The sequence below is a fragment of the Streptomyces sp. NPDC057445 genome (genome assembly GCF_042802855.1).
In the GTDB taxonomy this organism is placed as follows: Bacteria; Actinomycetota; Actinomycetes; order Streptomycetales; family Streptomycetaceae; genus Streptomyces.
The window spans coordinates 50,998-71,132 of sequence record NZ_JBHVDH010000028.1 but is presented as its reverse complement, the minus strand read 5'-3'; the positions used below and the strand labels follow the sequence as shown (position 1 = coordinate 71,132).

At 69.7% G+C, this 20,135-nt stretch carries 14 protein-coding genes and 1 pseudogene; 10 read left to right on the top strand and 5 right to left on the bottom strand.

The features are described 5' to 3' along the window. Window positions 1-12: 12 nt before the first annotated feature. On the top strand, window positions 13-1,518 hold the full coding sequence (gene hflX / locus ACFU5O_RS34055) for a GTPase HflX (RefSeq protein ID WP_384246312.1): 1,506 nt from the start codon (window positions 13-15) through the stop codon (window positions 1,516-1,518). A gap of 93 nt (window positions 1,519-1,611) precedes the next feature. On the opposite strand, the gene ACFU5O_RS34050 is transcribed toward hflX, so the two are convergent. Both ACFU5O_RS34050 and ACFU5O_RS34045 read right to left on the bottom strand, forming a co-directional pair. After that, complete coding sequence (locus ACFU5O_RS34050; protein WP_384246310.1) at window positions 1,612-2,784, bottom strand: trypsin-like serine peptidase; 1,173 nt, start codon at window positions 2,782-2,784, stop codon at window positions 1,612-1,614. Between the two features lie 282 nt (window positions 2,785-3,066). Continuing rightward, a complete protein-coding gene (locus ACFU5O_RS34045) occupies window positions 3,067-4,269 on the bottom strand; it encodes a trypsin-like serine peptidase (RefSeq protein WP_384246309.1) in 1,203 nt (400 codons plus the stop codon). A 299-nt stretch (window positions 4,270-4,568) separates the two neighbouring features. Here ACFU5O_RS34045 and ACFU5O_RS34040 point away from each other — a divergent pair, with 299 nt between their 5' ends. The 4 genes from ACFU5O_RS34040 to ACFU5O_RS34025 all read left to right on the top strand — a co-directional run bounded on the left by ACFU5O_RS34040 (window position 4,569) and on the right by ACFU5O_RS34025 (window position 10,952). Further along, on the top strand, window positions 4,569-5,948 hold the full coding sequence (locus ACFU5O_RS34040; protein ID WP_384246308.1) for a diaminobutyrate--2-oxoglutarate transaminase family protein: 1,380 nt from the start codon (window positions 4,569-4,571) through the stop codon (window positions 5,946-5,948). 28 nt (window positions 5,949-5,976) lie between these two features. Next, window positions 5,977-7,959: an IucA/IucC family protein gene (locus ACFU5O_RS34035; protein WP_384246306.1), complete on the top strand. Its 1,983-nt coding sequence runs from the start codon at window positions 5,977-5,979 to the stop codon at window positions 7,957-7,959. Between the two features lie 65 nt (window positions 7,960-8,024). Next, the gene (locus ACFU5O_RS34030) at window positions 8,025-8,834 is read left to right on the top strand and encodes a GNAT family N-acetyltransferase (protein ID WP_384246305.1); all 810 of its coding nucleotides are present in this window, start codon (window positions 8,025-8,027) and stop codon (window positions 8,832-8,834) included. A gap of 138 nt (window positions 8,835-8,972) precedes the next feature. Then, complete coding sequence (locus ACFU5O_RS34025; protein ID WP_384246304.1) at window positions 8,973-10,952, top strand: ATP-dependent DNA helicase; 1,980 nt, start codon at window positions 8,973-8,975, stop codon at window positions 10,950-10,952. A 118-nt stretch (window positions 10,953-11,070) separates the two neighbouring features. Here ACFU5O_RS34025 and lexA read toward each other — a convergent pair whose 3' ends face one another. After that, window positions 11,071-11,865 (bottom strand): transcriptional repressor LexA, encoded by a 795-nt coding sequence (lexA, locus tag ACFU5O_RS34020; protein WP_384246302.1) that lies wholly within the window; start codon window positions 11,863-11,865, stop codon window positions 11,071-11,073. A 522-nt stretch (window positions 11,866-12,387) separates the two neighbouring features. Between lexA and nrdR the strand changes: the two genes are divergently transcribed. Beyond that, window positions 12,388-12,900 carry a transcriptional regulator NrdR gene (gene nrdR / locus ACFU5O_RS34015; RefSeq protein WP_384246300.1) on the top strand — a complete coding sequence of 171 codons (513 nt, stop codon included), beginning with the start codon at window positions 12,388-12,390 and terminating at the stop codon, window positions 12,898-12,900. Between the two features lie 161 nt (window positions 12,901-13,061). After that, the gene (locus ACFU5O_RS34010; RefSeq protein WP_384246299.1) at window positions 13,062-15,956 is read left to right on the top strand and encodes a vitamin B12-dependent ribonucleotide reductase; all 2,895 of its coding nucleotides are present in this window, start codon (window positions 13,062-13,064) and stop codon (window positions 15,954-15,956) included. 425 nt (window positions 15,957-16,381) lie between these two features. Here the strand turns inward: ACFU5O_RS34010 and ACFU5O_RS34005 are convergent, their stop codons facing one another. Together ACFU5O_RS34005 and ACFU5O_RS34000 are read right to left on the bottom strand one after the other, a co-directional pair. Next, window positions 16,382-16,927 (bottom strand): TerD family protein, encoded by a 546-nt coding sequence (locus tag ACFU5O_RS34005; RefSeq protein ID WP_384246297.1) that lies wholly within the window; start codon window positions 16,925-16,927, stop codon window positions 16,382-16,384. 92 nt (window positions 16,928-17,019) lie between these two features. After that, window positions 17,020-17,642, bottom strand: a pseudogene (locus ACFU5O_RS34000) (hypothetical protein). Between the two features lie 91 nt (window positions 17,643-17,733). Between ACFU5O_RS34000 and ACFU5O_RS33995 the strand changes: the two are divergent. From ACFU5O_RS33995 to ACFU5O_RS33985, 3 genes are all read left to right on the top strand, one after another. Further along, entirely contained in the window at window positions 17,734-18,339 is a 606-nt protein-coding gene (locus tag ACFU5O_RS33995) for a YdbC family protein (RefSeq protein WP_384246296.1), read from the top strand. A 92-nt stretch (window positions 18,340-18,431) separates the two neighbouring features. Continuing rightward, complete coding sequence (locus ACFU5O_RS33990) at window positions 18,432-19,091, top strand: histidine phosphatase family protein (RefSeq protein ID WP_384246295.1); 660 nt, start codon at window positions 18,432-18,434, stop codon at window positions 19,089-19,091. Between the two features lie 12 nt (window positions 19,092-19,103). Then, window positions 19,104-20,030, top strand: a complete 927-nt coding sequence (locus ACFU5O_RS33985) for an ADP-ribosylglycohydrolase family protein (RefSeq protein WP_384246294.1) — start codon at window positions 19,104-19,106, stop codon at window positions 20,028-20,030. The last annotated feature ends 105 nt before the right edge of the window (window positions 20,031-20,135 follow it).

Genomic DNA, 20,135 nt, shown 5'->3' with positions numbered 1-20,135 from the left:
CGTAAGGATCCAATGACCTCCTCTTCATCCCCTTCCAAGAACGCGCAGAGCTTCGCGGACACCAACCGCACCGAGAGCCTCCGGGCCGATGCCCTGATGGAAGAGGACGTCGCCTGGAGCTACGAGATCGACGGAGAGCGGGACGGCGATCAGTACGACCGCTCCGACCGGGCCGCACTGCGGCGCGTGGCGGGTCTCTCCACCGAACTCGAGGACGTCACCGAGGTCGAGTACCGACAGCTCCGTCTGGAGCGTGTGGTGCTCGTCGGTGTCTGGACCTCGGGAACCGTGCAGGACGCGGAGAACTCCCTGGCCGAGCTCGCTGCGCTGGCCGAGACGGCGGGCGCGCTCGTGCTCGACGGTGTCATCCAGCGACGTGACAAGCCGGACCCGGCCACGTACATCGGCTCGGGCAAGGCGAACGAGCTGCGGGACATCGTGGTCGACAGCGGAGCCGACACCGTCGTGTGTGACGGTGAGCTCAGCCCGGGCCAGCTGATCCACCTCGAGGACGTCGTCAAGGTCAAGGTGGTCGACCGGACCGCCCTGATCCTCGACATCTTTGCCCAGCACGCCAAGTCCCGGGAGGGCAAGGCGCAGGTGGCGCTGGCACAGATGCAGTACATGCTGCCCCGGCTGCGGGGCTGGGGTCAGTCGCTGTCCCGCCAGATGGGCGGCGGCGGCAGCGGCAGCGGCGGTGGCGGCATGGCCACCCGAGGCCCTGGTGAGACCAAGATCGAGACGGACCGTCGCCGGATCCGCGAGAAGATGGCGAAGATGCGCCGTGAGATCGCGGAGATGAAGACGGGCCGCGAGATCAAGCGCCAGGAGCGCCGGCGGAACAAGGTTCCCTCGGTCGCGATCGCCGGATACACCAACGCGGGCAAGTCCTCGCTGCTCAACCGGCTCACCGGCGCCGGTGTCCTCGTGGAGAACGCGCTGTTCGCCACCCTGGACCCCACCGTGCGGCGGGCCGAGACACCGAGCGGCAGGCTGTACACGCTGGCGGACACGGTCGGATTCGTCCGGCACCTGCCGCATCACTTGGTCGAGGCCTTCCGCTCCACCATGGAGGAGGTCGGTGAGTCCGATCTGATCCTGCACGTGGTGGACGGCTCGCATCCGGCTCCGGAGGAGCAGCTGGCCGCGGTGCGCGAGGTGATCCGCGACGTCGGCGCTGTGGACGTGCCCGAGATCGTGGTGATCAACAAGGCGGACGCGGCAGATCCGCTCGTGCTGCAGCGCCTGTTGCGGATCGAGCGGCACGCGATCGCCGTATCGGCCCGTACGGGCAGGGGCATCGGCGAGCTGCTGGCGCTGATCGACGCCGAACTGCCGCGGCCCGAGGTCGAGATCGAGGCTCTCGTGCCGTACACGCAGGGAGCGCTCGTCTCACGGGTGCACGCCGACGGTGAGGTGCTCTCCGAGGAGCACACCTCGGAGGGCACGCTGCTCAAGGCACGCGTCCACGAGGAACTGGCCGCAGCCCTCGGTCCGTACATCCCGGCGACGCGCTGACCGGCCCCACTCGGCATTCGGCAGGACAGACCGAAGGCCCGCTCCCTCCAGGTGAGGGTGGCGGGCCTTCGGCCGTGTGCGGCAGATTCGCGTCTACCGGCCGGCGAACTTGTCACTCATCGTCGTGTAGATCTCCTTGGCGCCCTCGCCGAGCCGGGGTCCGGCCAGCCAGCCGCCCGTCGACGGGCCGATGGAGGTGTTGGAGACCAGCGCCAGCTTGCCGTTCGGCTGCTTGGCGAACCAGCCACCACCGGAGGAGCCTCCCGTCATGGTGCAGCCGATGCGCCACATCGTCGGCGTACCCGGGCTGATGGACAGCCGGCCGGGACGGTCGACGCACTTGTGCATGATCAGGCCGTCGAACGGCGGCGCCGCCGGGTAGCCCCAGGCACCCATCGCGTCGGTGTCCTTCGCCTCGGGGGCATCGAAGTCGACGTCGAGGGCGAAGCCGACCGTCTCTTCGAGGGACTTGGTGCCCTTCTCCGGCTTCACGTGCATCACGGCGTAGTCGTACGGTGCGCCACCGCCGCCGGTCGGGCCGCCCTGGGTGATCCACTCACCGGAGGTGGAGGCCCAGTCCGCCCAGTAGACGCCGTACGGGGCGATTTCCTGCGGCTTGGCGTTGTTCAGTGCCGCGGGGGACTTGGCCTGGTCGTTGTAGGCCGGAACGAACATGATGTTGCGGTACCAGCCGCCTTCCTGGCCGGCGTGCACGCAGTGGCCCGCGGTCCAGACGAGGTTGGACCTTCCGGGGGCCTTCGGGTCCTTGATCACGGTGGCGGAACAGACCATCGTGCCCGCGGGGGCGTCGAAGAACACCTTGCCCACCGGCGCCGCGTGCTTGTGGTACGGCTTCTCCTCGGGCTTGGCCGGAACGGGCGCCGGCTCCGGGTCCGTGACGCCCTGGTCGCCCGAGAAGTCACCGGCGGCCATGGTCTTCTGCGGAGACTTGGCCTCCTTCATCCGCTCGGGGTTCCACAGGCCTGCGATCACAGGGTTGACGAAGTCCGTGGCCTCGCGCAGCCACTTGTCCTTGTCCCAGTTCTTCCACTCGCCGTTCCTCCACTTGTCCGGGTCGACACCGTGCTCCTTGAGCTTGTCGGCCAGGTCCGCGGGGAGGGCGGGGCTGTCGCCGCTGCCGGCGGCGGGGGTGGAGGCGGCAGGCTTGTCGGACGCGCTGTTCTCGTCGGGGCCGCAGGCCGTGGCCGTCAGCGCGAGCGCCGCGGCCAGACCGGTGGCAGCCAGCAGCGGACGTATGGATCTCATCGAACGAGTCCCCCTGAGTGAATTGCCATGAACGTGTCACATGCTTGCGCATGCGAAAGGGCGGTCATCCCGAGGACCGCCCGTAGTGCGCCCCTATTTTAGTCCGGGAGAACTGGCGGCAGTTGAACCGGGATACGACCTGCACGGTCTCTCCACGCGAGGCTTCACACGCACCGGACGGGGAGGCGTGCGGGAAGCGCGAAGGGGCCTGCGGACATGCTCCGAAGGCCCCCTTGCACGGCGCCACCCGCGCCCTGTTGCCCGTTACCGTCGTATCGCCTGTTACCGGCCGGCGAACTTCCGGCTGACCCTGTCGTAGACGGTCTTGGCCTCGGGACCGAGCCGAGGTCCGGCCAGCCAGCCGCCCGTCGACGGGCCGATGGACGTGTTCGACACCAGCGCGGGCTTGCCGTTCCTGCCCGGTGCGACCCAGCCGCCACCCGAGGCGCCGCCTGTCATCGTGCAGCCGATGCGGTGCATCGTCGGCTGGTCGGCCTCGATGGACAGACGGCCCGGCCGGTCCTGGCACTGGAACATCCGCTCACCGTCGAACGGGGGCGCAGCGGGGTAGCCCGTCGCCGTCATGGTGCTGATCTTCGGTGTGGCCGGGGCGTTGAAGTTCACCGGAAGCGCCGAACCGACCGTCTCTTCCAGCGACTTTCCGCTGCCGCCCTTCATCGGGGTCACATGGATCACGGCGAAGTCGTACGGAGCGCCGTGGCCGCCCGTCGTCGTGCCCTGGGAGATCCACTGGTCGGAGGTCTGCGCCCAGTCGCCCCACCACACACCGAGCGGAGCGACTTCCTCCTTGGTGGCGGCGGGCGACGTGCCGTTGTCGTTGTACGACGGGACGAAGGCGATGTTGCGGTACCAGCCGCCCTCCTTGCCCGCGTGCACACAGTGGCCCGCGGTCCAGACAAGGTTGGACCTGCCGGGGTTCGCCGGGTCCTGCACGACGGTCGCGGAGCAGACCATCGGCCCCTTCGGCCCGTCGAGGAGAAGCTTGCCCGCTTCGGGGGCGCTGTCGTGGAACGGGGTGCTCACAGCCTGTGCCCGGACCGGCTCGGGAGTGGGGTCGGTGACTCCCTTGTCACCGGCTATGTCCTCCTCCTCGACCGACTGGTCGGGCTGCTCGGCCTCCCGCATCCGTTCCGGGTCCCAGAGGTCCTCGATCATCGGGTTGACGAAGTCCTTGGCCTCGCGCAGCCAGGTCTCCCTGTCCCAGTTCTTCCACTCGCCGTTCTTCCACTTGTCCAGGTCGATCCCGTGCTCCTTGAGACGGTCCTTGAGGTCGTCCGGGATCGTGATCTTGCCGTCGGGAGAGGCCGGGGTGCTCGGGCTGCCGGCCGCGTTGCTCTCGCTCGGGCCGCACGCCGTGGCCGTCAGAGCGAGCGCCGCGGCGACAGCGACCGCCGCGAGCACCGGAGTTCTGCGACCGGCGCTCCTCCCACGGCGTGCTGCGAAGGTCGGGCGATTGAGTCGCATGTCGTGATCCCCCTGGGACTTCATGAGTTCCGTGCCTGATGAGACGAACTGCCCCCGACACGCCGGGCGGTGCTGCCCGCCGCGCGGAGCACAGCCCCACTATGCCGGTGCCGATGGTGACGGTCTCAGGCAGGGGCGCGGTTCCCGCAGGAAGGATCTTCCGGATGGACCGTGATCCCTTGGTCCCGGCGTCGTTGGTACGTACGGGGGACACGAGGTCGGGGTTCAGCCCCATGGCGCGGCGGCGGAGCGTCGTGCCGATGCGGAACGTGACTGTGACAGCGGGAGGACCCTTAGCCGTGGCCGTGACCGAACCTGCCCGCCGGGTGGCGCAGCCCGCCGCTCATGAAGGGATCCTCGGACGCCAGTCGTTGCGCGAGTCGGCGGCACGTACGTATGCCCGTTCGCTTCCGATCGTTCCCGTGAGGGCCCGGGGGCTCACCATCGAGGGCGCCGACGGCCGCCGCTACCTCGACTGCCTTTCGGGCGCGGGGACGCTGGCTCTCGGCCACAACCACCCCGTCGTGCTGGAGGCCATCAGGAAGGTGCTCGACTCGGGCGCGCCGCTGCATGTCCTCGACCTCGCCACTCCGGTCAAGGACGCCTTCACCACCGAGCTGTTCGCGACCCTGCCCCGCTCGCTCGCCGACAACGCCCGGATCCAGTTCTGTGGACCTGCCGGCACCGATGCGGTCGAGGCGGCTCTGAAACTCGTCCGCACGGCGACCGGCCGCACGGGACTGCTCGCGTTCACAGGGGCCTACCACGGCATGACCGCCGGAGCCCTGGACGCCTCTGGCGGCGCCACCGATGTCCGCGTGACCCGGCTGCCCTACCCGCAGAACTACCGCTGCCCCTTCGGAGTCGGCGGCGAGCGCGGCGCCGAACTGGCCGCACGATGGACCGAGAACCTCCTCGACGACCCCAAGGGCGGGGTCGGCTCCCCGGCCGGAATGATCCTGGAACCCGTGCAGGGGGAGGGCGGAGTCATCCCGGCGCCCGACACCTGGATGCGTCGGATGCGCCACATCACCTCGTCCCGCTCCATCCCGCTGATCGCCGACGAGGTACAGACCGGCGTAGGCCGCACGGGTACCTTCTGGGCGGTCGAGCACAGCGGGATCGTCCCCGATGTGATGGTCCTGTCCAAGGCGATCGGCGGGTCCCTCCCGCTGGCCGTCATCGTCTACCACTCGGATCTCGACATCTGGCAGCCCGGCGCGCACGCCGGTACGTTCCGCGGGAACCAGCTGGCCATGGCCGCGGGCACGGCCACCCTCGCCTACGTCCGTGAGAACCGTCTCGCCGAGCGGGCCGCGACGCTCGGAGCCCGAATGCTCGGCAGGCTCCAGGGCCTCGCGGCGACCCACCGCTGCATCGGCGACGTACGAGGCCGCGGCCTCATGATCGGCGTCGAACTCGTCGACCCGGACTTCGACGACCCGGGCGCAGACGCCCCTCCGACCGACCCCGCCCTCGCCGCCGCGGTCCAGCAGGAATGCCTGCGCCGCGGCCTCATCGTCGAACTCGGCGGCCGCCACGCGGGCGTCGTCCGCCTGTTGCCCCCTCTCACGCTCACCGACGAACAGGCCAACGCGGTCCTCGACCGATTCGCCGACGCCTTGAGCGCGGCAGAAGGCTCGGCCCGCCGCCGGAACGACAACCGACCGGCTCACTGATCCCGGACGACAGCACAAGGAAGTCCCCGTGAACCCCACCCCTGTCGCACCTGACGTCCCCGACCCCGACGGCCGCGTCCTGGCCGACAACGACGAGGAGACCGGGACGCCCGACCCCCTCACGGCCGGGCCGACGACGGTGCCGCGTCAGCCGACGGGCTGTTCCGACGAGCGGAGCGAACCGTCCGCAGGCCCCAACCTCGGCGCCCCGACGCCGTCCCTCACCGCGGTGCCCGACCCGCTCGACCACCCCGATCCGGCCATCGCCGCGGACGCTGCCGCGACCGAGAACCTGCTGCGCTGCTGGGTCAGGGAGAACGATCTCCCCCGGCCCGACGGCCACACCCTCCGTATCCCGCTCGACACCGGCGGCACCGCCCTTCTCGTACCGGTCCGCTACTGGTCGGCCACCGGCTGGCATCGCTTCGGCCCGCCCGCCCTGGAAGGAGCGCCCCACGGTGCCGCACCGGCCGACGCCGTCACCGTGGCCGCCCTCCTCAGCCGTGAACCTGGCGGCGCGGGTCCTCTCCCCGCCCTCCGGGACTCCGGCGACGACGGGTGCGCCGGCAGGCGACGTTCAGAGGCGGCCGACCTCGTCGGCCGGGTCGCCGACTCGCTCCGCCGGACGGCCGACTTCATCGCCGACCGCAGGCAGTCCCCCGGGCCCGGCGCCGGTGCCGACCTGTTCCTCACCGCAGAACAGTCACTGATCCTCGGACACCCCCTCCACCCGACACCCAAGAGCCGGGAGGGACTCTCGGAGACCGAGGCCCGTCTGTACTCACCCGAGTTGTACGGCTCCTTCCCGCTCCACTGGATGGCCGTCGACCGGGGCGTGCTGGCCACCGACTCGGCCTGGACGGAGGAGGGCCGGGTCATTCCCGCCGAGCGGCTGGCGCGACGTCTCATCGGCGACCTGCAGCTCCCGCCCGACACCGTGCCCCTGCCGGTCCACCCCTGGCAGGCCAGGGAACTCCGCCACCGCCCCGCCGTCGAAGCGCTCTTCGACGCCGGTCTGCTCCATGACCTCGGCCCCGGCGGAGATCCCTGGCACCCCACCTCATCGGTCCGCACCGTGCACCGACCGGGTGCCCCCGTCATGCTCAAGCTCTCTCTCGGCGTACGCATCACCAACTCCCGCCGCGAGAATCTCCGCAAGGAACTCCACCGTGGTGTGGAGGTCCACCGTCTGCTGCGCAGCGGTCTGGCCGAGCAGTGGCGGTCCGCACACCCCGGCTTCGACATCGTGCGCGATCCCGCCTGGCTCGCCGTCGACACCCCCGACGGTCTGCCCGTGGCCGGTCTCGACGTCATGCTGCGGCACAACCCCTTCGGCGCCGGTGACGATGCCGTGTGCATCGCCGGGCTCACCGCACCCCGGCCCTGGCCGGACCGGCCCGGGACCCACTCCCGCCTTGCCGACATCGTCAACCGGCTCGCCATCCGCACAGGCCGGCCCGGCGGCGCCGTGGCGGCCGAGTGGTTCCTCCGCTACCTCGATCAGGTCGTACGCCCCGTGCTCTGGCTGGACGGCACGGCAGGGATCGCCCTCGAAGCACACCAGCAGAACACCCTGGTGCTGCTCGACCCCGACGGCTGGCCGGCAGGCGGGCGCTACCGCGACAACCAGGGCTACTACTTCCGCGAGTCCCACCGCAGGGCCCTGGACGGCAGGCTCCCCGGCATCGGCACCGCCAGCGACACCTTCGTCACCGACGAGGTCACGGACGAACGCTTCGCCTACTACCTCGGCATCAACAACGTCCTCGGACTGATCGGCGCCTTCGGAGCCCAGCGCCTCGCCGACGAGCGCGTACTCATCGCGGCCTTCCGCCGGTTCCTCACTTCCGCCGCCGCACTGGGCTCACCCCTCCCGGCACTCCTCCTGGACACCCCCACGCTGCGCTGCAAGGCCAATCTGCTCACCCGGCTCAACGGCCTCGACGAGCTCGTCGGTCCCGTGGACACCCAGTCCGTCTACGTCACGATCACCAACCCCCTCCATTCCTGAACGGCCCGCAACGGCAACGAAGGCCACCGGGCGGTCCGAACCGCTGAGAGGAGAGCGCACCACCCATGCCTCCCACCGAATCGAGCACCGACACCGGAGTCCCCGGGGTCCCCGGGGTCCACTCCGCAGGGGGAGGCGAGGACACCCTGGACCTGCGGCTGCCCGACGAACTCCTCGCGCTCTTCGGGCAGGACCGGCCGGCGGACGACCTCACGGCCTCGGCCGACCCCACGGCCACGGCCGACCCCACGGCCATGGACGGCACGGCGGCCGGCGAATCCGCCCACAGAGCACTCGCCCGCGATGACCTTCTCGACACCCTCGCCGACTGGGGTGCGGCCACCACCCCCTTCGGCCCCCTTCAGCTGCTCCCCGTCCGTATCGAGCGCGACCTCCAACTGATCAGCCGGTGGATGAACGACCCCGCCGTCGCGGCCTTCTGGGAACTGGCGGGGCCCGAATCGGTCACCGGCGCCCATCTGCTCTCCCAGCTGGACGGCGACGGGCGCAGCATCCCCTGCCTCGGTGTCCTCGGCGACGTACCGATGAGCTACTTCGAGATCTACCGCGCCGATCTCGACCCACTCGCCCGCCACTACCCCGCCCGCCCGCATGACACCGGCATCCACCTCCTCGTCGGGGGTGTCGCCGACCGCGGCCGGGGTGTGGGCGCGGCACTGCTCCGGGCCGCCGCCGATCTCATCCTCGACAAGCGCCCTCGCTGCGCACGTGTCATCGCGGAACCCGACCTGCGCAACACCCCCTCCGTCTCGGCCTTTCTGAGGGCCGGCTTCCGCTTCTCCGCGGAAGTGGACCTCCCCGGCAAGCGAGCCGCGCTCATGGTCCGCGACCGCACGCTGGCCGGCCTGCTGTGAACGACCCGCTGCTCTGGGTACACCGCCCGCCCCGCGTCGGTTCCCTTCGAGGAGTCCTCGTGTCGAAGTCCCTGGCCGGCCCTGGCCGCACCGGAATGTGATCGCGCTGTCAGTGGCGCCCCTTAGGCTGGACGGTCTATGACGAAGCCATCCCTCCCCGAGCTCCTCCACGCCGCGGTGACCGCTGTCGGCGGGGTGGAACGGCCTGGCCAGGTCACCATGGCCGAGTCCGTGGCCGCAGCCATCGACGACAGCTCCCACCTGCTCATCCAGGCCGGTACCGGCACCGGCAAGTCCCTCGGCTATCTGGTGCCGGCCCTGGCCCACGGGGAGCGTGTCGTCGTGGCCACGGCGACACTCGCGCTGCAGCGGCAGCTCGTGGAGCGCGACCTTCCGCGCACGGTGGACGCGCTGCACCCGCTGCTCCGCCGCCGTCCGGAGTTCGCCATGCTCAAGGGCCGGTCGAACTACCTCTGCCTGCACCGCCTCCATGAAGGGGTCCCGCAGGAAGAGGAGGACGGCCTCTTCGATCCGTTCGAGGCGGCAGCGCCCACCAGCAAGCTGGGCCAGGACCTCCTGCGGATGCGGGACTGGGCGGACGAGACGGAGACGGGAGACCGGGACGATCTCACCCCCGGCGTCTCCGACCGGGCGTGGTCCCAGGTCTCCGTGTCCTCCCGGGAGTGTCTGGGCGCCAGCAAGTGCGCGTACGGGGCGGAGTGCTTCGCCGAGATGGCCAGGGAGCGCGCCAAGCTCTCCGACGTGGTGGTCACGAATCACGCGCTCCTCGCCATCGACGCCATCGAGGGCGCTCCGGTGCTGCCGCAGCACGAGGTGCTGATCGTCGACGAGGCCCATGAACTGGTCTCCAGGGTCACCGGCGTCGCCACGGGCGAGCTCACTCCCGGCCAGGTCAACCGCGCGGTGCGCCGCGCAGCCAAGCTGGCCGACGAAAAGGCGGCGGACCAGCTGCAGACGGCGGCCGAAGGTTTCGAGCGGCTCATGGAGCTCGCGCTCCCCGGCCGCCTCGAAGAGATCCCGGAGGACCTGGGGTACGCGCTGATGGCGCTGCGCGACGCCGCCCGTACGGTCATCTCGGCGATCGGTGCCACCCGTGACAAGTCCGTCCAGGACGAGGACGCCGTGCGCAAGCAGGCCCTCGCCGCGGTCGAGACCATTCACGATGTCGCCGAGCGGATCACGAACGGCTCCGAGTACGACGTCGTCTGGTACGAACGCCATGACCGCTTCGGCGCCTCCCTGCGGGTCGCACCGCTCTCGGTCTCGGGGCTCCTCCGCGAGAAGCTTTTCGCCGACCGGTCGGTCGTCCTGACCTCCGCGACGCTCAAGCTGGGCGGCGACTTCAACGGTGTCGGCGCTTCGCTCGGGCTCGCCCCGGAGGGCACGCAGGGCCCCGAGGGCGAGGACGTCCCCGTGTGGAAGGGCCTCGACGTCGGTTCGCCCTTCGACTATCCCAAGCAGGGCATCCTCTACGTCGCCCGCCATCTGGCCACGCCCGGCCGCGAGGGCAGCCGGGGCGACATGATGGACGAGCTGGCCGAGCTGATGGAGGCGGCCGGCGGCAGGACCCTCGGCCTGTTCTCGTCGATGCGGGCTGCCCAGGCAGCGGCTGAGGAGCTGCGCGGGCGTTTCGACAAGCCCATCCTGCTCCAGGGCGAGGAGACTCTCGGCGAGCTGATCAAGAACTTCGCGGCCGATCCCGAGACCTGCCTCTTCGGCACCCTGTCCCTCTGGCAGGGCGTCGATGTACCGGGGCCGAGCTGCCAGCTTGTCGTGATGGACCGCATTCCCTTCCCCCGCCCCGACGACCCGCTGATGAGCGCCCGCCAGAAGGCAGTGGAGGAGGCCGGCGGAAACGGCTTCATGGCTGTCGCGGCGACACACGCGGCGCTGCTGATGGCCCAGGGGGCCGGCCGTCTCGTACGGGCCACGGGTGACCGGGGAGTCGTGGCCGTGCTCGACCCACGCCTGGCCAACGCCCGGTACGGCAGCTATCTGCGGACTTCACTCCCCGACTTCTGGTACACCACGGACCGTAACCAGGTGCGCCGCTCGCTCGCCGCGATCGACGCGGCGGCGAAGGCCGACGACCGGTAGCGGCGCCAGGACGAAGACGGGGAAGTCGGTACGTCGGTGACCGGGGCGCAGCCACACAGCAGGGCCCCGGGACCGGCGCAGTGGGTCCCGGGGCCCGGTCAGAGCCGACGAGGTGAGGTCACACCCGCCGAAGAACCGCCACCACCTTGCCGAGGATCGTTGCCTCGTCACCGGGGATCGGCTGGTACGCCGCGTTGTGCGGAAGCAGCCAGACGTGGCCGTCCTCCCGCTTGAAGCGCTTGACCGTGGCCTCGCCGTCCAGCATCGCCGCGACGATGTCACCGTTCTCCGCGACCGGCTGGCGGCGCACGGTCACCCAGTCCCCGTCACAGATCGCGGCCTCGATCATGGAGTCGCCCACGACCTTGAGGACGAAGAGCTCACCGTCGCCGACCAGCTGCCGTGGCAGGGGGAAGACGTCCTCGACCGACTCCTCCGCGAGGATCGGGCCACCGGCGGCGATCCGGCCGACGAGGGGCACGTAGGAGGCGGCGGGCTTGCCGGTGGTGTCGGTCGGCTGGGTGGCGGGCTGATCCGAGCCGCGGACCTCGTAGGCCCGCGGACGGTGCGGGTCGCGGCGGAGAAAGCCCTTGCGCTCGAGAGCCATGAGCTGGTGGGCGACCGACGACGTGCTGGACAGCCCTACCGCCTGGCCGATCTCGCGCATCGACGGCGGGTACCCCCGCCGCTGCACGGAGTCGCGAATGACCTCGATGACCCTCCGCTGCCGGTCCGTGAGACCCGAGCTGTCCGCGCGGATCCCTGGAGGCCGGCCGGGCAGCGAGCGCGTAGGTCGCGAGGGCTCGGTCCCCTCCGGGGTCGTGACTGCGTCGTTCATGGCATGCACCGGCTCGAATCGGTTCTGGGAGCGGTCCTGGGCAGTGATGGTGGCACTGTCTGCGGTGGTGGTCACGTCGGCCCCTCTCGAGATGGTCTCCCTAGCTGCACAACGGTAGTTGCTTTCGAAAGGTTGCGCCAAACACACGTTCGAGTGAAAAATCGCAAATTACCTGACGTGTGCTTGCGTCGGGTGTATTAGGCGGCCTGGGTCGCGGTGGCGATTCCGGCCGTCGCGGAGTCGCTGCGACGGCCCTCACCGCCGTTCGCGAGGCCGCGGGGGTGTTTCCGTGGGTGCCACTCCAGTGTGTCATCCGCGGACCCCTAATCCGGGTAGCCGCGCGTTTTCCCGTACTCTCGTGGCCGGTCCGATCGGCCCGCGTTCCGTCTGTCCGCAGGCGCGCGCCGCGCGACACGCGCCTGCATGCGATGGACGGTCAAACCCCAGATCTAGTGGTTGGATTGGGGTAGCCGCCCAGAAGTTGTGGTCCGGGGTCATCAAGGTCTCGGCGATCGCCTATGCTTGTGGCTGCTTCGAGGGGGTCCGACCGGCCCTGTCGGGGCTATTCAGTCGTGCTGTGAAGGAGGGTTGGGAGCCATGCACTGCCCCTTCTGCAGGCACCCCGACAGCCGCGTTGTCGACAGCCGGACCACCGACGACGGTACGTCGATCCGGCGTCGCCGTCAGTGCCCCGACTGCTCCCGTCGATTCACGACGGTGGAGACCGCCTCGCTGATGGTGATCAAGCGCAGCGGGGTGACGGAACCCTTCAGCCGTACCAAGGTCATCTCCGGCGTGCGCAAGGCGTGCCAGGGGCGGCCGGTCACCGAAGACGCCCTCGCACAGCTCGGCCAGCGGGTCGAGGAAGCGGTGCGCGCCACCGGAAGCGCCGAGCTGACCACCCACGATGTCGGGCTGGCCATACTCGGCCCCTTGCAGGAGCTCGACCTCGTCGCGTACCTGCGCTTCGCGTCCGTGTACCGAGCGTTCGACTCGCTCGAAGACTTCGAGGCCGCGATCACGGAGCTCCGTGAGCAGCGGCCCCCCGCAGAGGAATGCGAGCCCGGTGTGCCCCAGAAGGCACCCGTGCCCGCCATCGCCGCCGACTGACCGACCGGCCGGCCCCACCGGGGCCGGTGATCGGCCGCGGAGCGGCAAAAGACCTGTCACGGAAGCCGCGCGCGGCGCGGCTTCCGGGGCGCTGGACAGACACTGTGCCACGGGAAGATCTGGGCACTTCAGGGCGTTTTCGCCCGTATATGGGAGGCGGCATGACAGAGACGACGAGCGGCCCGGCACGGGGTTCCCGGGCCAAGGGATCCAAGGCCGCGGCGGCCCCGCAGGGTCTGCGTATCGAGCGCATCCACACCACCCCCGGCGTGCATCCGTACGACGAGGTGGTCTGGGAGCGCCGCGACGTCGTCATGACCAACTGGCGCGACGGCTCGGTCAACTTCGAGCAGCGTGGCGTCGAGTTCCCCGACTTCTGGTCGGTGAACGCGGTCAACATCGTCACCAGCAAGTACTTCCGGGGGGCCGTCGGCACCCCGCAGCGCGAGACCGGTCTCAAGCAGCTCATCGACCGGATCGTGAAGACGTACCGCAAGGCAGGTGAGGACTACAAGTACTTCGCCTCGCCCGCCGACGCGGAGATCTTCGAGCACGAGCTGGCGTACGCCCTCCTGCACCAGATCTTCAGCTTCAACTCGCCGGTGTGGTTCAACGTCGGCACGCCTCAGCCGCAGCAGGTCTCCGCCTGCTTCATCCTGTCCGTCGACGACTCCATGGAGTCGATCCTCGACTGGTACAAGGAAGAGGGCATGATCTTCAAGGGCGGCTCCGGCGCCGGCCTGAACCTCTCCCGCATCCGCTCCTCCAAGGAACTGCTGTCCTCCGGCGGCAACGCCTCGGGCCCGGTCTCCTTCATGCGGGGCGCCGACGCCTCCGCAGGAACGATCAAGTCCGGCGGGGCGACACGCCGCGCCGCCAAGATGGTCATCCTCGATGTCGACCACCCGGACATCGAGGACTTCATCGAGACCAAGGTCAAGGAAGAGGAGAAGATCCGCGCGCTGCGCGACGCGGGCTTCGACATGGACCTGGGCGGCGACGACATCACGTCCGTCCAGTACCAGAACGCCAACAACTCGGTCCGCGTGAACGACGAGTTCATGAAGGCCGTCGAGTCCGGCGGCAAGTTCGGGCTGCGCGCCCGTATGACCGGCGACGTCATCGAGGAGGTCGACGCCAAGTCGCTCTTCCGTAAGATGGCAGAGGCCGCCTGGGCCTGCGCCGACCCGGGCATCCAGTACGACGACACCATCAACCACTGGCACACCTGCCCGGAGTCGGGCCGGATCAACGGCTCGAACCCGTGCAGCGAGTACATGCACCTGGACAACACCTCGTGCAACCTGGCCTCGCTGAACCTCATGAAGTTCCTGAAGGACGACGGCAAGGGCAACCAGTCCTTCGACGTCGAGCGCTTCAGCAAGGTCGTCGAGCTCGTCATCACGGCGATGGACATCTCCATCTGCTTCGCGGACTTCCCGACGCAGAAGATCGGCGAGAACACGCGGGCCTTCCGCCAGCTCGGCATCGGCTACGCCAACCTCGGCGCCCTGCTGATGGCGACCGGCCACGCGTACGACTCCGACGGCGGCCGTGCCCTGGCCGGCGCCATCACGTCCCTGATGACGGGTACGTCGTACCGGCGCTCGGCCGAGCTCGCCGCGGTCGTCGGTCCGTACGACGGCTACGCCCGCAACGCCGCGCCGCACAAGCGCGTGATGAAGCAGCACGCCGACGCCAATGCCACGGCCGTCCGCACGGACGAACTGGACACGCCGATCTGGGCCGCCGCGACCGAGGCCTGGCAGGACGTGATCCGCCTCGGCGAGAAGAACGGTTTCCGCAACTCCCAGGCGTCCGTCATCGCCCCGACCGGCACCATCGGTCTGGCGATGTCCTGCGACACCACCGGCCTGGAGCCCGACCTCGCCCTGGTCAAGTTCAAGAAGCTGGTCGGCGGCGGCTCGATGCAGATCGTCAACGGCACCGTGCCGCAGGCACTGCGCCGACTCGGCTACCAGCCGGAGCAGATCGAGGCGATCGTCGCCCACATCGCCGACCACGGCAATGTGATCGACGCCCCCGGCCTGAAGACCGAGCACTACGAGGTCTTCGACTGCGCCATGGGTGAGCGCTCCATCTCCGCCATGGGCCACGTCCGCATGATGGCCGCGATCCAGCCGTGGATCTCCGGCGCCCTGTCCAAGACGGTCAACATGCCGGAGTCGGCGACCGTCGAGGAGGTCGAGGAGATCTACTTCGAGGCGTGGAAGATGGGCGTCAAGGCGCTCGCGATCTACCGCGACAACTGCAAGGTCGGCCAGCCCCTCTCCGCGAAGAAGAAGGAGAAGGAGAAGGCCGAGCTCACCGAGAAGGCCGAGGAGACCATCCGTACCGCGGTCGAGAAGGTCGTCGAGTACCGCCCGGTCCGCAAGCGCCTTCCGAAGGGCCGTCCCGGCATCACGACGTCCTTCACGGTCGGCGGCGCCGAGGGCTACATGACCGCCAACTCCTACCCGGACGACGGTCTCGGCGAGGTCTTCCTGAAGATGTCCAAGCAGGGCTCGACCCTCGCGGGCATGATGGACGCCTTCTCGATCGCCGTCTCGGTCGGTCTGCAGTACGGCGTGCCCCTCGAGACGTACGTCTCGAAGTTCACGAACATGCGCTTCGAGCCGGCCGGCATGACGGACGACCCGGACGTGCGGATGGCCCAGTCGATCGTCGACTACATCTTCCGACGCCTGGCGCTGGACTTCCTGCCCTTCGAGACCCGCTCGGCGCTCGGTATCCACTCCGCGGAGGAGCGGCAGCGCCACCTGGAGACCGGCTCCTACGAGCCGGCGGACGACGAGGTGGACGTCGAGGGTCTGGCCCAGTCAGCCCCCCGTCAGCAGGAGCCCCTGAAGGCGGTCGCCCCGCCGAAGGCCGAGGTCCCGGCCCCGAAGCAGGCGCACACCTCCGCCGAGCTCGTCGAGATGCAGCTGGGCATCAGCGCGGACGCGCCGCTGTGCTTCTCGTGCGGTACGAAGATGCAGCGGGCCGGCTCCTGCTACATCTGCGAGGGCTGCGGGTCGACCAGCGGCTGCAGCTGATCCCGGGCGCCTGCTGGACTTGAACCAGCTGGTCAGGGCGGTGGAGCCGGTATCCGGCTCCACCGCCCTCGGCCTTCTCGGCCCAGCGCTGCTGTGTCTGATGCGTCGGATCGCGCGCCTGCGATCCCGGACACCGCCGTTGCCGGGTGGTGCGGTGGACGGCACACGGGGTGACGCGGAGGGCGCCGACCTGCGGTCGGCGCCCTCCGTCGTGTCGTGAACCCGTCCTGTGTCACATCGCGCCGGGTATCTCGGGCCGGTCGATGATCCGCAGCCACGCCCCGTCCGGCCGGCGGCGCGGGACCTGTACCCGGCCGCCCGTGCCGTCGGCCGGGCGGTGGAGGTAAGGGCGAGGTCGCCGTAGCGGACCGTGGGAAAGGGCTCCTCCACCGGAAACGGCAACGGCGCATCCGAACGGCCGTGACTCAGAGGAACCGGGCGCCCATGAGCTTCGCGAACTCCGCCGGGTCGGCTTCGAAGCCGCGGACGGAGGTGCGGAGTTGCCATGCTCCCGTGTCGTCGCGGGTGAATTCCGCGATCGTCGCCGCGGTGGCGTCCGGTACGCCTGAGAGGTCGTCGTTCGCCAGCTCGACGGGACCTTCGAGTATCCGCACACCGGTGTTCGCGATTCCGGAGAACGTCTTCTCCGCCCTGCGCTGCTGGATGACCACACCCACCACGACCCGTGCGTAGCCGTCGGCCAGGCGGTCGAGCTCCAGGGTCATGATCTCGTCGGCCCCGAAGCCCTGGCCGGTCGTGCTGTCCCTGTTGAGGGTGATGGTGCCGTCGGGGGAGCGGCTGCCGAAGTGCACGAGATATGCGGGCTCGCCCTGCGGACCGTCCGTCGTGTAGGTCGCGGCGACGATGTCGAGATCGATGGGTGGTTCGCCGATGGGGCTCGGGTCCCATTTGAGCGTCACCTGGACCTTACGGAGCCCCTTGCTGAGACTGCTCACCCTGCTTCCCTTCATCGTGGACAGCCGTTGCGGACGTCAACGCCCCTGTGGAAGGCCCATGTTGTCACGTGTGGGAGTTCGTACTCCGAACGCTTTCGGCCACGTGGTCAGTGCGGGATGCGCCGGGGCGGGCGCTGCGGTACGGCTTCGTCCCGGAACAGCTCTATGGCGCTGCTCACCTGCCGCATCAACTGTGTGTGCTCGATCTTCTCGAGGTAGAGGCAGCGCCGTGCGACGCCCTCCAGTTCGAAGGCGAAGTAGAGCGACATCAGCGGATTGATGAACAGTTCACTGCCGCGAGTGCGTGAGGTGAACCGGACGTCTCCGAACGCGCCCTGGACGGCGGCCGCTATGGAGCCGCTCACGATGCTGGGATGCTCAGGAGTGCTCGCCCGGGCGTGCTCGACGGCGTCGAGGAAGAGGGCCCCCTCCCGGGTCGTACGCGAGACGGAGAAGCTGCCCAGGTACGCGCCGTCGCGCTCCAGGGCCGCGATGTTCTCCAGGACGAGACCGTGGCCGCGATGTCCGGGGCGAGCCACGCGTCGAGCGGCAGACCCTCGAGAGCGCTGAACGACAGGTTGCCGAGATACACGTCCTTGCCTTGGTGGAGCAGCGAGAGCGCCACGGGCAGCCCCGCGTAGACGTCGAATCCGCCGCCCGCGCCGGCGACGAGAACGCGCTCGGCGGACTCCAGGCGTGCGAAGACGGGGTTCATATGGAGCGCGGTCATGTCGATCATTGTGTGCGGTACCGGGTGACGGCCGGTATCGCTTTCTGCCGGAGAGTGACCAGGGCCACGTCCCGGGCCGTACGATGGCGCGGTGCTGGTCAAGTGGATTCGCTGCACCGTCGTGGACCGTCGAGGGTTCGAGCGGGGGCAGCGGAGGTGGGCGGGGCTGCTGGGTGAGCCGGGATTCCGGGGGCAGGGCGGAGGGTGGAGCCGGGGGCGGCCGGGTGTGGCACACGTCTTCGCGTTCTGGGAGACGCGCGCCTTCTACGACTCGTTCATGGCGCGCTCCCACGACAGGCTGGCGGCGGCGCAGTCGGGTACGTTCACCGACACCCAGGTCAAGCTCTTCGACCATCGCTTCGACGTGAAGACCGGCTTCGAGCCCCGCTTCACCGATGCCGACGTCCTACGCGTCGCCCACTGCAAGGTGCACGAACACAGGGTCGAGCACTTCTCGCTGATGCAGGAGAAGGTGTGGAATCCGGCGATGGCGGGGTCACCCGGGATGGTGCGTGGGCTGTTCGGGGAGGCGCCCGGGAACGAGTTCCTGGTGCTCTCCATGTGGCAGTCGGCCGCAGAGCACGGTAAATATCGCGTGGAGCGGGTGGAACGGCTGTCGTTGCGCGCGCAGACGGAGGCGGACGTCGCCGCGCTCGCCGGCGATGTGGTCGAGCTCGAGCCTTCCTGGACCGTGTGATCGACCCGGCGTCCGCGCCCCTTCGCAGTGACACGCGGACGGGCGCTGTGCGGGGGGCTCGTCCTGGCCCCGCCCGATCTAGTGTTTGTCGTATGGCACGACCGCGGCGCATCGTTCTTGTCCGGCACGGCGAGTCGGAGGGGAATGCCGACGACTCGGTGTACGAGCGTGAGCCGGACCACGCCCTGCGGCTGACCGAGCGCGGTTGGCGCCAGGCAGAAGAGACCGGGCAGCGGCTGCGTGAGCTCTTCGGGCGGGAAGGGGTCAGCGTCTACGTCTCGCCGTACCGCCGCACCCATCAGACGTACAAAGCGTTCCGTCTCGACCCGGATCTCGTCCGGCTCCGGGAGGAACCGAGGCTGCGTGAGCAGGACTGGGGGAACTGGCAGGACAGGGACGACGTACGGCTGCAGAAGACCTACCGCGACGCTTACGGGCACTTCTTCTACCGCCTGCCACAGGGTGAGTCCGGCGCCGACGTGTACGACAGGGTGGGGGCGTTCCTGGAGAGCCTCTACCGGAGCTTCGAGGCACCGGACCACCCGCCCAATGTGCTGCTCGTCACCCATGGTCTGACCATGCGGCTGTTCTGCATGCGCTGGTTCCACTGGACGGTGCCCGAGTTCGAGTCTCTCTCCAACCCAGGCAACGGCGAGACGAGAATGCTGCTGCTGGGCGAGGACGGGCGGTACACACTGGACAGGCCGTTCGCGCGCTGGTGCACACCCGAGTGGTACGGCGTCACCGGATAGAGTGGCCGGGCGATGACCGCTGATTCCTCTCCCACCCCACCCGACTCCGTCGACCGGCGTTTCGACCGCGCCCTGGCCAGCCTGCGTGGGCTGTGCGTGGGGGACGCCCTGGGCTCCCAGTTCTTCGTGCCCTCGAACTATCCGCTGCTCAAGCGGCGCGAGCTGCCGTCCGGCCCCTGGCAGTGGACCGACGACACCGAGATGGCGTGTTCCGTGCTGGCCGTCCTCGCCGGCCACGGCCGGATCGACCAGGACGCACTCGCCCGCTCGTTCGCCGAGCGCCATGACTTCGACCGCGGCTACGGGCCCGCCGTCAACCGGATGCTCCGGTTGATCCGTGAGGGCGACGACTGGCGAGAACTCGCCTCGGCGTTGTTCAACGGTCAGGGCTCGTGGGGGAATGGTTCGGCGATGCGGATCGCCCCGCTCGGCGCGTGGTACGCCGATGATCCGGAGCAGGCCACGCACCAGGCCGAGATCTCGTCGTACACGACGCATCAGCATCGCGAGGCCGTGGTGGGCAGCATGGCCGTCGCGGCAGCCGCGGCGCTGGTCGCGTCCCCGGACGGGCCGCCGACGCCGACCGAACTGCTCGACGGGGTGGTCGCTCTCGTGCCGCGCAGTGCCGTGGGCGCGGGACTTCGCCGGGCACGGGACATGCTCGACTACGGCGATGCCGGGACGGTCGCCGCGGTGCTCGGCAGCGGGCGTCGCACGAGTGCGCACGACACGGTGCCGTTCGCCCTGTGGTCGGCCGCCCGCGCGCTCGGCGACTTCGAGCAGGTCTTCTGGACGACCGCTCAGGTCGGCGGGGACGTGGACACGACCTGCGCGATTGCCGGGGGAGTGGTCGCGGCTGCGGACGCCGGTGCTCCGCCGGTGGACTGGCTGGAACGTACCGAGGCTCTGCCCGAGTGGCTTCCGACCCGAGTCGGCTGAGTGCCGGGCGCCAGCTGAGTGGCTGCAGCCCTGTGGCCCGACTGTCACGGTCCTGCCACAGCGTCTCCGCGGCGGCCTGAGCCGGCCAGGGGAGGGCTACCCTTT

Coding starts and splice junctions, on each gene's coding strand:
- hflX (WP_384246312.1), top strand. CDS start 13: ATGACCTCCTCTTCATCCCCTTCCAAGAACGCGCAGAGCTTCGCGGAC.
- ACFU5O_RS34050 (WP_384246310.1), bottom strand. CDS start 2,784: ATGAGATCCATACGTCCGCTGCTGGCTGCCACCGGTCTGGCCGCGGCG.
- ACFU5O_RS34045 (WP_384246309.1), bottom strand. CDS start 4,269: ATGCGACTCAATCGCCCGACCTTCGCAGCACGCCGTGGGAGGAGCGCC.
- ACFU5O_RS34030 (WP_384246305.1), top strand. CDS start 8,025: ATGCCTCCCACCGAATCGAGCACCGACACCGGAGTCCCCGGGGTCCCC.
- ACFU5O_RS34025 (WP_384246304.1), top strand. CDS start 8,973: ATGACGAAGCCATCCCTCCCCGAGCTCCTCCACGCCGCGGTGACCGCT.
- nrdR (WP_384246300.1), top strand. CDS start 12,388: ATGCACTGCCCCTTCTGCAGGCACCCCGACAGCCGCGTTGTCGACAGC.
- ACFU5O_RS34010 (WP_384246299.1), top strand. CDS start 13,062: ATGACAGAGACGACGAGCGGCCCGGCACGGGGTTCCCGGGCCAAGGGA.
- ACFU5O_RS34005 (WP_384246297.1), bottom strand. CDS start 16,927: ATGAAGGGAAGCAGGGTGAGCAGTCTCAGCAAGGGGCTCCGTAAGGTC.
- ACFU5O_RS33990 (WP_384246295.1), top strand. CDS start 18,432: ATGGCACGACCGCGGCGCATCGTTCTTGTCCGGCACGGCGAGTCGGAG.
- ACFU5O_RS33985 (WP_384246294.1), top strand. CDS start 19,104: ATGACCGCTGATTCCTCTCCCACCCCACCCGACTCCGTCGACCGGCGT.